Here is a 13300-nt window from a genome sequence, read left to right as displayed (position 1 = left end):
GGGCCGGGTTGGGGTTACCCTGATGGCATGTCGGTCAGCGCGCACGCGTACCTCGCCCGTCCCGGGCGACCCGCCGTGGTGGCGCGCACCCTGGACGAGCTGACCGGTCCCACGACCGGCATCGTCGAGCTGCCGGTACGCCTCATGTGGAGCAGCGAACGCGCGTTCGACCTGGGCGACCCGGACGAGTTGCTCTGGATGTACGAGAACGTGCTGCGTGAGACGACCCGGGTGGAGGATCTGCGCGAGCTGATCCACGCGGGCACGCTGCGCCGGTTGTGGCCGCTGCTCAACCTGCCCCGGGGCGTACGCCTGGCCTGGGAGGGCCGGCACCGGAGCCTGCGCGCCGCGTGACCCATCCGCACGACTTCTACCGGCAGGTGGCCCGGGTGGCGCTGGCCGCGGCCGGCCCGCACCGTTTCGTGCTCGGCGGCGGGGTGGCGTGGGCCGTACACGGCCTGGTCACCCGCCCCACCGAGGACGTCGACCTGTTCGCCGACGTGGAGGGCGCCGCAGCGGCGGCGGCCGACGGGGTACGCGCGGCGCTGGAACGGGCCGGTTACCGGGTGGCCGAGGTGGACCCGGGCGGGCTGGGTGAGGTGTTCGACGGATTCGACCGGGACCTGCGGGACTTCGTGGTGAGCCGGGACGGCCGGCAGATCCGCCTGAGCCTGGCCCGCCTGGACCGGCACCGCAGCCCGGTGGTGATGGACCTCGGCCCGGTCATGGACGTCCGCGACCTGATCGCCAACAAGACCGCCGCGCTGGTGAACCGGCGGGAGGTACGCGACTACATCGACGTCTCCGCCGCGCTGGACCGGTACACGGTCGCGGAGCTGCTGGAGCTGGCCCGTCAGGTCGACCCGGCGCTGGACGACGAGGACGTGCGCGCCGCGGGCCGCTACCTCGACGGGCTGGCCGACCGCCGGTTCACCCGCTACGGCTTGGACGCGCCGCGCATCGCCGAGGTGCGCCGCCGGATGGCCGTCTGGCCCCGCTGAGCGGCGGAACCAGACGACCGGGGGCGGGACCAGGCGGCCGGCACGGGCCAGCGAGCCAGAACGGGAAAAGCCGGACCGGACGACGGCTCACTTCGTCGGACGGCCGCCAGTGACGCCGAGGATCTCGCCGGTGACGTAGCTGGACTCCTGCGAGGCGAAGTAGACGTACGCGGGCGCCAGCTCGGCCGGCTGACCGGGACGGCCCAGCGGCGTGTCGGTGCCGAACTGCTTGACCTTCTCCTCCGGCATGGTGGCCGGGATCAGCGGCGTCCAGATCGGGCCGGGCGCGACCGCGTTGACCCGGATGCCCCGGTCGGCCAGGTTCTGCGCGAGCGCCTTGGTGAAGTTGGCGATGGCGGCCTTGGTGGTGGCGTAGTCGAGCAGCTGCGGCGACGGGTCGAACGCCTGGATCGACGACGTGTTGATGATCGTCGAGCCTTCCTTCATGTGCGGCACCGCGAACTTGCAGAGCCAGAACATGGCGTACACGTTGGTCTTGAAGACCCGGTCGAACTGCTCGGTGGTGATGTCGAGCAGGCCGTTGTCCTGCGACATCTGGTACGCCGCGTTGTTGACCAGGATGTCAACGCCGCCGAGGTCGCGGACGGCCTGGTCGACCAGGGCGCGGCAGTTGGCCTCCTCGCGCAGGTCGCACCGGACTGCGACGCCGGTGCGCCCGGCCTGCTCGATCAGGGCGACCGTCTCCCGGGCGTCCTTCTCCTCCTCGTCGGCGAGGTACGTGACGAGCACGTCGGCGCCCTCGCGGGCGAAGGCGACGGCCACGGCCCGGCCGATGCCGGAGTCACCGCCGGTGATGACGGCGCGCTTGCCGGTGAGCCGGTCGCTGCCCCGGTACGACTCCTCGCCGTGGTCGGGCTTCGGCCCCATCTCCTGCTCGTTGCCGGGCGGCGTCTGCTGCTGCGACGGCTGGCCCTCCTGCTGTCCGTACTGCTCGGCCGGGTGCTGCTGGGTGAACTGGTCCTCGCTCATGGATGCGCCCTACCCGGGTGACGGGCGGGAAAACAGCAGCCTGTGACCGGAAGGGAAACGATTCGGGCCGGTGTGGCGCAGGTGACATGTGGTGGTTATGGTGCGCAACGGCGCCCACGAGGCGCGTACCCCCATTGGAAAGGCACCTCCATGACTTCCTCCTCCGGCGCCTCCCGGCGCCAGGTGCTGGCCGTCGCGGCCGCCGCCGCGACCGCTCCCCTGCTGGCCGGCGCGCCCGCCGAGGCGAAGCCGAAGCAGCCGAAGACCTGGGACCTGACGATCCTCGGCACGTCTGACACCCACGGCAACGTCTACAACTGGGACTACTACAAGGACGCCGAGTTCGACGACAGCAAGCACAACGACGTCGGCGTCGCGAAGCTCGCCACCCTGGTCAACCAGATCCGCGCCGAGCGCAAGGGCAGGGCCACGCTGGTCCTGGACGCCGGCGACACCATCCAGGGCACGCCGCTTGCGACGTACTACGCCAAGCAGGAGCCGATCACCAGCACCGGCGAGACGCACCCGATGGCCCGCGCCATGAACATCCTCAAGTACGACGCGGTGACGCTCGGCAACCACGAGTTCAACTACGGCCTGCCGCTGCTGGCGACCTGGATCGAGCAGCTCGGCTTCCCGGCGCTGGCTGCGAACGCGCTCAACGCGAAGACCGGCAAGCCGGCGTTCCTCCCGTACGTGATCAAGGAGGTCAAGCTCGGCGGGCACGGCGCGCCGAAGCTGCGCGTGGGCATCCTCGGCCTGACCAACCCCGGCGTGGCCATCTGGGACAAGGGCAACGTCGAGGGCCGCCTGGTCTTCGCCGACATGGTCGCCACCGCCGCGAAGTGGGTGCCGGAGATGCGCCGCCGCGGCGCCGACCTGGTCGTCATCTCCGCCCACGGCGGCGACAGCGGCACCTCCAGCTACGGCCCGGAGCTGCCGAACGAGAACCCGACCGCGCTGATCGCCGAGCAGGTCCCCGGCATCGACGCGATCCTGTTCGGCCACGCGCACAACGAGGTGCCGGAGAAGTTCGTCACCAACCTCACCACCGGCGAGCGGGTCCTCACCTCGGAGCCGTCGAAGTGGGGCCAGCGGCTGACCCGGATGGACTTCACGCTGACCCGGGAGAAGGGCCGCTGGACGGTTACCGCCAAGTCGGCCACCACGCTGAACACCAACACCGTGGTCGAGGACCCGGCGGTACTCGCGGCCGTGCGCGGCCAGCACACCAAGACCGTCGAGTACGTCAACCGGGTCGTCGCCCAGTCGAGCGTGGAGCTGTCCGCCGCCGAGTCGCGGTACAACGACACCCCGATCCTGGACTTCATCAACCACGTCCAGACCGAGGTGGCCACCGAGGCGCTCGCCGGCGGCGAGTACGCGGGCCTGCCGGTGCTGTCCATCGCCGCGCCGTTCAGCCGTACCGCGGTGTTCCCGCAGGGCGACGTGCGCATCCGCGACGTGGCGGGCCTCTACGTGTACGACAACACGCTGGAGGCGGTCGTGCTGACCGGCGCCGAGGTGAAGGCGTACCTGGAGTACTCGGCGAAGTACTTCGTCACGCTGCCGGCGGGCGCGCCGGTGAACCCGGAGACGATCAGCGACCCGGCGGTGCCGGACTACAACTACGACGTGTTCTCCGGCGTCGACTACGACATCGACATCGCCAAGCCGGTCGGCCAGCGGATCACCCGCCTGGTGCTGGCCGGCACCGACACCCCGGTCGCGGCGGACGCCCGGTTCGTGGTGGCGGTGAACAACTACCGGCGCAGCGGCGGCGGCAACTTCCCGGGCATCGTGAAGCCCCAGGTCTACAACGCGCAGCAGGAGATCCGCCAGCTGCTCATCGACTGGGCGCAGGCCAAGGGCGTCATCGACCCGGCCGACTTCTTCGTACCCAACTGGAAGCTGGTCCGCGACGGCGTGCCGGTCTTCTGACCGTGAGGCGGCGGGGCCCGGCGGTGTCCGGGCCCCGTCAGCCGCCCGCGCGCAGGTGCCACTCCGACTCCCCGCCGACCGGGTCCGGCCGGTCCGGCGGGAACTCGGTCTCGGCGGACTCGACCCGCTCCTCCGGGCGTACCCGGGCGGGCAGTTCGCCGAAGCGGACGTGCCGCAGGAACGCGTACTCCTCGTCGGTGAACGACTCGGCCGGCTCGCTCATGACCGCATTGTGCGCCCACCCGTCCCGTCTCCGCATCAACCGCCACGGCACGGGTATGCCGCCGCGTCGACCGTCGGCGACGAGGTGGAGGAGACATGCGCGCAGTACGGATGACCGCACCCGGTGTGCTGGAGCACACGGAGGTGCCCACGCCGCAGGCCGGCCCGGGTGAGGTGCTGCTGCGCGTCGGCGCGGTCGGCGCCTGCCACTCCGACCTGCACATCCTCGACGCCCCGGCGGGCGTGTTCCCGATCCCGATGACGCTCGGTCACGAGATCGCCGGCACCGTCGACACGGTCGGCCCCGGCGTGAACGGCTGGTCGCCCGGCGACCGGGCCGCCGTCTACGGGATCATCGGCTGCGGCCGGTGCCGGGCCTGCCTGCGGGGCGAGGAGAACCGCTGCCGGGTCATCCCGGTCGGCGGCATCGGGCTCAGCCGCGACGGCGGGCTGGCCGAGTACGTGGTGGTGCCCGCGTCCCGGCTGCTGCCGGTCGGCGACATGGACCTGACCCAGGCGGCGCCGCTCACCGACGCCGGGCTGACGCCGTACCACGCGGTGGACCTGGCGCGGCCCCGGCTGCGACCCGGCACCTCCTGCGTGGTGATCGGCATCGGCGGCCTGGGGCACATGGGGTTGCAGATCCTGCTGGCCACCACAGCGGTACGGATCATCGCGGTGGACACGAACACCGCCGCGCTGGACCTGGCCGGCCGCCTCGGCGCGCACCACTCGGTGCAGGCCGGCCCGGACGCGGTGGAGAAGATCCGCGAACTGGTCGGACCGGCGCCGGACGGCGCGGACGTGGTGCTCGACTTCGTCGGCGCGCAGCCCACGCTGGACACCGCCCGGCAGGTCGTCGCCACCGGCGGCCAGATCCTGCTGGTGGGCCTGGCCGGCGGCACGCTGCCGGTGCGTCCGGTCGCCGACGAGCCGCCCCCGGTGCCGCTGGAGACCGGTGTGGTGGTGCCGTTCTGGGGCACCCGGGCCGAACTGCACGAGGTGATCGCGCTGGCCCGCGACGGCCGGCTGCACGCCGACGTGCACACGTTCCCCCTCGCGGAGGCGCCGCAGGCGTACGAGGCGCTGCGCCGGGGCGAGGTGCGGGGGCGGGCGGTCATCGTCCCCTGACGCGGGGCGTTCAGTGGTGCGGGAACACCGGCACGACGCCCGGTCAACCGGCCACTGACCGTACCTTCGCGGGCAGGCGGTCGAGCACCGCCAGCGCGGCCCGTACCGGCCGCCGGTCGAGCACCTCGGCGAAGCTCGCCCGGCCCTGGCAGAACCGGACGAACATCCGCCAGCCGGGCGGGCTGGCCAGCATCGCGTGGAACACGTCGGGCCGCCGCTCGAACACCTCCAGCAGCCGGTGCCCGGCGCGCATCTCCGGCGTCAGCCGCCGGTCGACCTCCCGGGCGTACGCGTCGAGGTCACCGGCGGCCACCGCCTCCCCGGCCAGCCGGCCCGAGCGCAGCGCGTAGCTGATCCCCTCGCGGCTCCACGGTTCCAGCAGCCCGGCGGCGTCCCCGGCGACCAGCACCCGGCCGTGCCGCAGCGGGGAGTCCCCGGTGCGGCAGCGGGTCAGGTGACCGGAGTCGTGCTCCGGCCTCACCCCGGACAGGCCGAGCCGGTCGGTGAAGTCGCGCAGGTAGGCGCGGGTGCGGTCGCCGTCGCCCCGGGCGGAGATGACACCCACTGTGAGACGGTCGCCCTTCGGGAACACCCAGGCGTAGGAGCCGGGCAGCGGCCCCCAGTCGAGCAGCACCCGGCCGCGCCAGCGGTCCCGTTCGGCGGCGTCCACCGGCAGCTCCAGTTCCAGCCCGAGGTCGACCTGCCGGAAGCGCACCCCGACGTGGCGTGCCGTCACGCCGGACGAGCCGTCCGCGCCGATGACGGTACGGGCGCGTACCGTCTCACCGCCGGCCAGGCGCAGGCGTACCTCGTCGGGGTCCTGCTCGATCGCGCGGACCGCGACGCCCTCGCGGACCTGCGCCCCGGCGGCGACGGCGGCGGCGCGCAGCCGGTCGTCGAACTCCTCCCGGCGGATCATGATGACCAGCGGCGCGGGGTGCCGGCGGGTGAACGCGCGTCGCCCGTCCCGGGTGAACGTGACCCGGCCGATCCGGTCGTGGGCGGGCACCTCGACGCGGCCGGCGACCTCGGCCAGCGACGTGCCGATCAGGCCGCCGCCGCAGGTCTTGTAGCGGGGGTGGGTGGCCCGTTCGACCACGAGCGTGCGCACGCCGGCCCGGGCCGCGGCGTGCGCGGCGGAGAGTCCGGCGGGCCCGCCGCCGACCACGACGAGATCCATGATCACGGGTGCAGCCTAGGGCACCGCCGTGCCTCGCCGCCCGGTACGACAGTCGAACGGGTGCGCATCATCGCGGCCCGTCCGGGTAACCGCCGGTCGCCGGCCGTCCGCGGGTCGGGCGGTCCACGCCGAGGAGGGAAGCGATGCCTCAGGTCCAGCTGTCTGCGGTCGAGGAACGGGTCTACCAGGCGGTGTCCGCGCTGGAGGTGCAGGGACACGTCCCCTACCCGGACCTGATCGCCCAGGAGACCGGGATGACCGAGGAGGAGCTGCGCGAGCCGCTGCACTCGCTCACCGAGCGGGGGCTGCTGCACCGCGAGGACTCCCCGATGTCCGGCCTGGACTTCGGACCCCGGTGGTGCGCGCGCCAGATGGCGTGATCGAGTCGTTTGCCCCACCGGGCACCGGGTAGCGATCGGAGTCGGGTGATCGACGGTCTGTGGGGGGCACGATGAGCGAGGGCCGGTCGTCGACGCCGGTGCCTGACACCGGGTACGACGGCCGGCGCCGCTGGCGCGCGCTGAGCGTCGGCCTGATCGCGGCGTTCATGACGCTGCTGGACGTCAGCATCGTCAACGTCGCGGTGCCGTCGATCGACCGGGCGCTGCACGCCACGCCGAGCGATCTGCAGTGGGTGCTGTCCGGGTACGCGCTGACGTTCGGCCTGGTGCTGGTGCCGGCCGGGCGGTTCGGTGACGCGCGCGGGCGGCGTACCGCGTTCGTGGTCGGAGTGGGGCTGTTCACGCTGACCAGCGCGCTGGCCGGGCTGGCGCGCTCGCCGGAGTGGCTGGTCGTCGCCCGCCTCGTCCAGGGCGCCGCCGCCGGTGTGGTGAACCCCCAGGTCAGTGGGATGATCCAGGAGCTGTTCCGGGGCGCGGACCGGGGCCGGGCGTTCGGGCTGCTGGGCGCGACGATCGGCATCTCCACCGCCGTGGGTCCGCTGCTCGGCGGGCTGCTCATCCAGCTCGGCGGCGCCGAGCACGGCTGGCGGTGGGTGTTCTTCGTGAACATCCCGGTCGGGATCGTGGCGATGCTGCTCGGCTGGCGGCTGATGCCGGCCCGGCCCACCAACCCCGCCGGACGGGGGCGGCTCGACCCGCTCGGCGTGCTGCTGCTCGGCGCCGGAGTCACGGTGATCCTGCTGCCGCTTGTGCAGCGGGAGCAGTGGCGGGGCCCGGGCAAGTGGCTGCTGATCCCCGCCGGCCTGCTGCTGCTCGCCGGGTTCGCGCTCTGGGAGCACCGGTACGCCCGGCGCGCCCAGCCGCTGTTCGACCTGCGGCTGTTCACGGTGCGCTCGTACACGCTGGGCGCGCTGATCGGCCTGATCTACTTCGCCGGGTTCACCGCGATCTTCTTCATCTTCACGCTCTACCTCCAGATGGGGCTCGGCTACAGCGCGCTCGTGGCCGGTCTGGCGATCACCCCGTTCGCGCTCGGTTCGGCGCTCGCCTCCGCGCTCGGCGGCCGGGTGGTCACCCGCTACGGCCGCCCGCTCGTCGCGATCGGGTTGCTGGCCGTGGTGGCCGGGCTGATCGCGACCGACCTGGTGCTGGCCGGCGGTCCGCACGACAACGTGCCGCTGCGGACCGCGCTGCCGTTGCTCGTCGCCGGGCTGGGCAGCGGCCTGGTGATCGCGCCGAACCAGACGCTCACGCTGTCCGAGGTGCCGGTGCCGATGGCCGGCAGCGGCGCCGGGATGCTCCAGACCGGGCAGCGGATCGGATCGGCCGCCGGCATCGCCGCGGTGGGCGCGCTGTTCTTCTCGACGATCGCCGACGACCGCGGCGACTGGAGTACGGCGTTCCGCCACTCACTGCTGCTCGCCGCCGGGATCATCGTGCTGGCGCTCGGCGCCGCGGTGGCGGACATCGTGCTCGGTCACCGGCGGTCCGCGGGCCGCTCCTGATCGGCGGCGGGCAGCAGGACTGTGGTGAGCAGCCGCCGGGTGCGGCCGGGCCCGGGGCCGAGAGCCGCGTACTCGGCGAACAGGTCGCGGAACCGGGTGACGAACTCGGCGGTCTCGGCGTCGGTGGCGTGGAACGCGTTCTGCCGGTAGCCGGCCACGTCGCGGGCCAGGTCGGCGTCGCCGCGGTCGAGGTAGCCGTCGAAGTCGGCGAGCAGGCCCGCGACGAAGGTGAGGAACGCCTGGCGGTGTCGCTGCGGGCTCATGGACCGGGCCTCGTCCGGGTCGACCGACGCGGCGGCCTCGTTGAGCCGGTAGCTGCGCTCGACCGCGCCGCGGGCGCGCCGCTCCCCCACCGTGTGCAGGACGCCGTGGTCGGCGAGCGTGGCGACCTGCCGGTAGAGCGTGGCCGGTGGCACGTCGCTCAGTTCGGTGCGCAGGTCGGTGGTGGTGAGCGTGCGGCCACCCAGGAACGCCTGGACGATGCGCAGCCGGACCGGGTGCAGCAGCAGCTCCACGGTGTCGAGTGCCACAGTGGCTCCCCTTTTTGTTATCGCCTCCGGTAATGTTCTCAGCAACGATAACAGAAGCGAGGAGTTCGCCGATGGCCACCGTCGACCTCACCCCCGACCGCATCGACGTCCGGCTCACCACCGCCGAGAAGGTCTGGGCGCTGCGCGGCGACCTGTCGTTCCCCCGCTCCGCCGTCAGCGCCGCCGTCGTCGTACCGGACGGGGCGCGCGCCACCCGCGGCATCCGGGCGCCCGGCCTCGGCGTCCCCGGCACGCGCAACGTCGGCACCTGGCGCGGCAGGGCCGGCAAGGAGTTCGTCAGCGTCCGCGGCGGCCAGCCGGCCGTCCGCATCACCCTCACCGGCCAGGCGTACGACTCCCTGCTCATCGGCGCCGACGACGCCGACGCCCTGGCCGCGGCGGTGCTGCCGTGACGGTCGACCGCCCGCTCGCCGTCGACTCGGCCGGGCAGCGGCTGTCCGGCACGCTCACGCTGCCCGACGGCGCCGGACCGCATCCGTTGGCGCTGCTGCTGCCCGGCTCCGGGCCGATCAACCGCGACGGCGACCACCGCCGCCTGCCGCTGGGCATCCAGCGGCACCTGGCCGCCGCGCTGACCGGGGCCGGGATCGCTGTCGCCCGGTACGACAGGCGGGGCGTCGGCGCTAGCAGCGGCGAGTTCCTGCGTACCGGCTTCCACGACAACGTCGACGACGCGGCCGCCGTGCTCGCCGCGGTGCGCGACGACCCGGCCGTGGACGCCGGGCGGCTGTTCCTGGTCGGGCACAGCGAGGGCGCGCTCACCGCTGTCGCGCTCGCCGCGCGCGGCGTACCGGTGGCCGGCCTGGTCCTGCTCTCCGCGCCCGGGCGCACCGGCGCCGAGGTCCTGCGCCGGCAGGCCGGGCTGCTGCTGCCCACCCTGCCCGCGCCGGTACGCCTCGTCCTCCGGCTCACCCGCACCGACCTGGTGGCGAAGGTGGCCCGCAACCACGAGAAGATCCTCGCCACCGACAAGGACGTGGCGTGGGTCGGCGGGCAGCGGCTCAACGCCCGCTGGTTCCGGGAGTTCCTGCGCTACGACCCCCGGCCGGACCTGGCCCGCGTCGACGCGCCGATCCTCGCGCTCACCGGCGACAAGGATCTCCAGACCGATCCGGCGGACCTGCCGGTCATCGCCGCGCACGCGGGCGGGCCCGTGCAGACCGGGGTGCTGCCGGACGTCACCCACGTGCTGCGCCGCCGGACGGGCCCGCCGTCGCTGCGGGCGTACCGGGACGAGGCGAAGCAGCCGCTGGACCCGTCGGTGGTCGAGCCGGTGCTGTCGTGGCTCGCCGCGCACAGCGGCTGAGGGCACGCGAAAGGCCGGCACCCGGATCGGGTACCGGCCTTTCGTCAGGTCTTACTTGTTCCAGTGCTCGGCGACGATCTCGGCGGCCTGCTTCTCCCACTGCGCGTACGCGTCGGGGTAGGCGCTGACCTGCACGGTCTGCGCGGCCTCGGTCAGCGGCATGTCCTGCCAGCCGTCGACCTGCTTGAGGCCCTTGAGGAACGCCAGCGTCGAGTACTCGGAGTCGGTGATCTGCTCCGGCGTACCCCAGCCGCTGGACGGCCGCTGCTGGAACAGGCCCAGCGAGTCGTGGTCGTTGCGGTCACCCAGGTGACCCAGGTTCTCCAGCTTCGACTCCTGCAGCGCGGTGGCGATCGAGATGACCGCGGCGCGCTCGGGCAGGCCCGCCTTCTTGGTGGCCGCGATGATGGCCTTGGCGTTGGCGAGCTGCTCGTCGTTCAGGTCCACGTGCGACTGCGCGCCCTGCGGGCTCACGCCCTGGACCGCGACGGCGGCCGGCGTGGCGGTGTCCGCCGCGTGGGCGGCGACCGGACCGGCGAACACGCCACCGGTGAAGGCCAGACCGGCGATACCGAGGATGCTCTTGCGCAGGATCGTGTTCATGGTGGGCTCCGTTCGGGGGTCGACGCATCCGGGGGGATGCGCGGGCACCGTCAGGCGCTCAGGTTTCTCGGGGGATCCGGCAGCGCGCGGCGTGCCGGGTGCATCTGCAACGACCGGCAGCCCGGGGTTGTTCCCGGGGGGCGCTCGGCGGCGCCGCTCCGGTCGCGCACCGGGTTACAACGCCATCCGCCCACCCCCGATTCCGCCCGCGCAGTGCCGCCCACCACAGCGCAACCGGACATCGCGCCCATACGTCCGCCCTCCCCCCGAGGGCCTGCTCCGTGCGAGAACGGCCGGCCCCGGAAGGGCCGGCCGTTCGCTACGGGTGTCGGGTCACCAGACCTGCTGGACGATGTCCGCCGCCTGCTCCTCCCACTGCGCGTACGCGTACGGGTAGGCGGACACCTGGACCGTCTGCGCGGCGGTGGTCAGCGGCAGCTCGTGCCAGCCGCCGACGTTCTTCAGCGCGTTGAAGAACGCCTTGCTGGAGTACTCCGGGTCGGTGATCTGCTCGGACGTGCCCCAACCGGACGACGGGCGCTGCTGGAACAGGCCCTCCGAGTCGTGGTCGTTGTACGCGCCGAGGTGACCCAGGTTGTACAGCTTCGACTCCTGCAGCGAGGTCGCGACGCCGATCACGGCGCCCCGCTCCCCCACGCCGGTCTCCTTGGCCGCCTCGACGATGGCCTTGGCGTTGTCGAGCTGCGCGTCGTCGAGCGGGATGCGCGACTGCGCGCCCTCGACGCCGTGCGGCACGAGCTTCTCCTTGGCCGGCCGGTCGGGCCGGGTCGGCACCTTGTCCAGGCCGGTGGTCTGGCCGGGCTTGACCGCCTCGGTGGAGGTCTTCTTGCCGGTGGCCAGGTCGATCGCGGCCTTGGCGCCGGCGTGCGGCCCGCTGGTCACGGGCGCGGCCACGGCTACGGGGCCGACGGCCAGGCCGCCCAGGACTGCCACACCCGCCACGCTCAGCGCGGCGCGGCGGTTACGGGTGACGGCGGCGGTCTTCGCGACGGCGGTCTTCGCGATGGCGGGGAGCCATCGAGTGAAGTGCTGCTTCACGATGGTTGCCCTTTCGATCGTTACGACGCGCTCCGGGGTGAGCGCCCCTCGAGGGACTACCGCCGGGTAGGTGTTTGGCTTCCGGCGGTACGGGGGACACAACCAACCCGCAGTGTCGGTCATTCCGGAAATGCCGGGCAGGGCCGAGGCTGCGGTCCAGGTCACCCGCGATTCCGGGCAGCGGCTGCCGGAGCGCGGCGGACGGGACGAAAAGGGATGATCAGGCCGGAACGCCGAACCGGACCAGCACATGCCAGAGCTGCTTGAGGTGTTGAAGCGTCACCGCGGCCGGCCCCCGGTCTGCCCAGCGCTGCGGCTCGCGTACCACCGAGGCGGCGGCGCGCCCGACGAGCGCCGCGTGCAGCGGCTCCCCCGGGCGGGCGAACTCGGCGGCGACCCGTACGGCCAGCGGCGGGATGTCCGGGCCGCGGAACTCGGCGTCGACGCCGTCGACGGGCAGCACGAAGCCGGGGTGGAAGCGCAGCGCCACGCCGTGCCGCGCGGCGATGCCCTCCAGGCGGCGCCCCACGTCGGTGCCGCGGAACGACGGGTCGACCACGAGCGCCTCGACGTCGCGGGCCAGGCTGATCTCGCCGTGCACCTGCGCCTCGATGTAGTCGTCCAACGCCCGGCCGACCCGCCCGGACTCCCGTTCCCGGCGGCGCAGCAGCGTCCGCAGCAGCGTGCCGGTGTCCATGCCGGCCACGCCCAGGGCGACGCCGGTGCCGGCGGTGGCGGTCAGCAGCGCCGCGAACACCGGCTCGAAGACGTCGACGGTGCCGAACTCGGTGGGCTCGATGTGGCTGTCACCGAAGCTGAACGTCGCCCGGGCCAGCACCTCCGGGCGCAGCCGCAGGTGACACGAACCGAACCGGGGGCACGCGCCGTCGGCGTGGTCGAGCAGGTTCAGGCCGCCGTACTTCGGGCGCTCCGTGGGGAGCACGCCGGGACGCTGGTACGCGCCGCCGAACATCGCCTGCTCCCAGACGTCCCGGTCGCCGCCCGGGTACGCGGTCAGCCCGCCGTTGGAGATGCCGGTCTCGAACTGGCTGCGGTAGACGCCCTCCTCGTCCAGCGCCTCGACCACTGTACGGCCGTCCCGCAGCACCCGGTCGGGGTGGAAGTTAACAGTCAGGCGCCCGTACCCGGTCACCGCGGCGACGACCTCCTCGTACCGGTACGTGGCGCCGGAGGCGGCGAGGTGGCGGGCGATGACGGCGAGCGCCGCCGGGCGGTCGCGCAGCGCGACGTCGCGGACGTGGCGCAGCGCGGCGGACTGGGCGGCGGTGAGTGTGGCGACGGGCACGGGCCCGAGTATCACCGGACGGGACCTAGCCCGGCCACACGGTTTCGGTGCCGTCCGAAGCGGACGGACGCCCGCCGGCGCGCGGACGGGCCGGGAGACGCCGC

The 13300-nt window shown here is 73.3% G+C and carries 15 protein-coding genes; 8 read left to right on the top strand and 7 right to left on the bottom strand.

All coding sequences use genetic code 11. The features are described 5' to 3' along the window. The first annotated feature begins 27 nt into the window (after nt 1-27). Both ML5_RS25645 and ML5_RS25640 read left to right on the top strand, forming a co-directional pair. Nucleotides 28-354, top strand: a complete 327-nt coding sequence (locus tag ML5_RS25645) for a hypothetical protein (RefSeq protein WP_013476750.1) — start codon at nt 28-30, stop codon at nt 352-354. Further along, nucleotides 351-1001, top strand: coding sequence for a nucleotidyl transferase AbiEii/AbiGii toxin family protein (locus ML5_RS25640; protein ID WP_013286395.1), 651 nt, complete (start codon nt 351-353; stop codon nt 999-1001). Before ML5_RS25645 ends, ML5_RS25640 begins: the two co-directional genes overlap by 4 nt. Before the next feature lie 87 nt (nt 1002-1088). Here the strand turns inward: ML5_RS25640 and ML5_RS25635 are convergent, their stop codons facing one another. After that, nucleotides 1089-1991: an SDR family oxidoreductase gene (locus ML5_RS25635; RefSeq protein WP_013476749.1), complete on the bottom strand. Its 903-nt coding sequence runs from the start codon at nt 1989-1991 to the stop codon at nt 1089-1091. Between the two features lie 150 nt (nt 1992-2141). Here ML5_RS25635 and ML5_RS25630 point away from each other — a divergent pair, with 150 nt between their 5' ends. After that, nucleotides 2142-3932 carry a bifunctional UDP-sugar hydrolase/5'-nucleotidase gene (locus ML5_RS25630; protein ID WP_013476748.1) on the top strand — a complete coding sequence of 597 codons (1791 nt, stop codon included), beginning with the start codon at nt 2142-2144 and terminating at the stop codon, nt 3930-3932. A gap of 37 nt (nt 3933-3969) precedes the next feature. Here ML5_RS25630 and ML5_RS25625 read toward each other — a convergent pair whose 3' ends face one another. Then, on the bottom strand, nt 3970-4155 hold the full coding sequence (locus tag ML5_RS25625) for a hypothetical protein (protein ID WP_135240224.1): 186 nt from the start codon (nt 4153-4155) through the stop codon (nt 3970-3972). 95 nt (nt 4156-4250) lie between these two features. Between ML5_RS25625 and ML5_RS25620 the strand changes: the two genes are divergently transcribed. Beyond that, nucleotides 4251-5285, top strand: coding sequence for an NAD(P)-dependent alcohol dehydrogenase (locus tag ML5_RS25620; protein WP_013476747.1), 1035 nt, complete (start codon nt 4251-4253; stop codon nt 5283-5285). 43 nt (nt 5286-5328) lie between these two features. On the opposite strand, the gene ML5_RS25615 is transcribed toward ML5_RS25620, so the two are convergent. After that, nucleotides 5329-6465, bottom strand: coding sequence for a geranylgeranyl reductase family protein (locus ML5_RS25615; protein WP_013476746.1), 1137 nt, complete (start codon nt 6463-6465; stop codon nt 5329-5331). A 143-nt stretch (nt 6466-6608) separates the two neighbouring features. Between ML5_RS25615 and ML5_RS25610 the strand changes: the two genes are divergently transcribed. Beyond that, nucleotides 6609-6845 (top strand): hypothetical protein, encoded by a 237-nt coding sequence (locus ML5_RS25610; RefSeq protein WP_013286401.1) that lies wholly within the window; start codon nt 6609-6611, stop codon nt 6843-6845. A 71-nt stretch (nt 6846-6916) separates the two neighbouring features. Then, a complete protein-coding gene (locus ML5_RS25605) occupies nt 6917-8371 on the top strand; it encodes an MFS transporter (RefSeq protein WP_013476745.1) in 1455 nt (484 codons plus the stop codon). Here the strand turns inward: ML5_RS25605 and ML5_RS25600 are convergent. Continuing rightward, nucleotides 8344-8901, bottom strand: coding sequence for a helix-turn-helix domain-containing protein (locus ML5_RS25600; protein ID WP_013476744.1), 558 nt, complete (start codon nt 8899-8901; stop codon nt 8344-8346). The two genes, ML5_RS25605 and ML5_RS25600, sit on opposite strands and share 28 nt — an antisense overlap. Before the next feature lie 71 nt (nt 8902-8972). Between ML5_RS25600 and ML5_RS25595 the strand changes: the two genes are divergently transcribed. Further along, complete coding sequence (locus ML5_RS25595; protein ID WP_013476743.1) at nt 8973-9314, top strand: hypothetical protein; 342 nt, start codon at nt 8973-8975, stop codon at nt 9312-9314. Then, on the top strand, nt 9311-10228 hold the full coding sequence (locus tag ML5_RS25590) for a S9 family peptidase (protein WP_013476742.1): 918 nt from the start codon (nt 9311-9313) through the stop codon (nt 10226-10228). The genes ML5_RS25595 and ML5_RS25590 overlap by 4 nt, the downstream gene beginning before the upstream one ends. A 51-nt stretch (nt 10229-10279) precedes the next feature. On the opposite strand, the gene ML5_RS25585 is transcribed toward ML5_RS25590, so the two are convergent. From ML5_RS25585 to ML5_RS25575, 3 genes are all read right to left on the bottom strand, one after another. Further along, nucleotides 10280-10831: a hypothetical protein gene (locus tag ML5_RS25585; protein WP_013476741.1), complete on the bottom strand. Its 552-nt coding sequence runs from the start codon at nt 10829-10831 to the stop codon at nt 10280-10282. A 333-nt stretch (nt 10832-11164) separates the two neighbouring features. Further along, nucleotides 11165-11890: a hypothetical protein gene (locus ML5_RS25580; protein ID WP_091327674.1), complete on the bottom strand. Its 726-nt coding sequence runs from the start codon at nt 11888-11890 to the stop codon at nt 11165-11167. Nucleotides 11891-12110: 220 nt separating this feature from the next. After that, nucleotides 12111-13211: a DUF3626 domain-containing protein gene (locus ML5_RS25575; RefSeq protein WP_013476738.1), complete on the bottom strand. Its 1101-nt coding sequence runs from the start codon at nt 13209-13211 to the stop codon at nt 12111-12113. Nucleotides 13212-13300 lie beyond the last annotated feature (89 nt).

It is taken from the genome of Micromonospora sp. L5 (assembly GCF_000177655.2).
GTDB classification, from domain to species: Bacteria; Actinomycetota; Actinomycetes; order Mycobacteriales; family Micromonosporaceae; genus Micromonospora; species Micromonospora aurantiaca.
The sequence above is the reverse complement of the archived record's forward strand: the minus strand, read 5'-3'. Positions and strand labels throughout refer to the sequence as shown.

Coding starts and splice junctions, on each gene's coding strand:
- ML5_RS25615 (WP_013476746.1), bottom strand. CDS start 6,465: ATGGATCTCGTCGTGGTCGGCGGCGGGCCCGCCGGACTCTCCGCCGCG.
- ML5_RS25610 (WP_013286401.1), top strand. CDS start 6,609: ATGCCTCAGGTCCAGCTGTCTGCGGTCGAGGAACGGGTCTACCAGGCG.
- ML5_RS25585 (WP_013476741.1), bottom strand. CDS start 10,831: ATGAACACGATCCTGCGCAAGAGCATCCTCGGTATCGCCGGTCTGGCC.
- ML5_RS25625 (WP_135240224.1), bottom strand. CDS start 4,155: ATGAGCGAGCCGGCCGAGTCGTTCACCGACGAGGAGTACGCGTTCCTG.
- ML5_RS25595 (WP_013476743.1), top strand. CDS start 8,973: ATGGCCACCGTCGACCTCACCCCCGACCGCATCGACGTCCGGCTCACC.
- ML5_RS25605 (WP_013476745.1), top strand. CDS start 6,917: ATGAGCGAGGGCCGGTCGTCGACGCCGGTGCCTGACACCGGGTACGAC.
- ML5_RS25630 (WP_013476748.1), top strand. CDS start 2,142: ATGACTTCCTCCTCCGGCGCCTCCCGGCGCCAGGTGCTGGCCGTCGCG.
- ML5_RS25620 (WP_013476747.1), top strand. CDS start 4,251: ATGCGCGCAGTACGGATGACCGCACCCGGTGTGCTGGAGCACACGGAG.
- ML5_RS25645 (WP_013476750.1), top strand. CDS start 28: ATGTCGGTCAGCGCGCACGCGTACCTCGCCCGTCCCGGGCGACCCGCC.
- ML5_RS25635 (WP_013476749.1), bottom strand. CDS start 1,991: ATGAGCGAGGACCAGTTCACCCAGCAGCACCCGGCCGAGCAGTACGGA.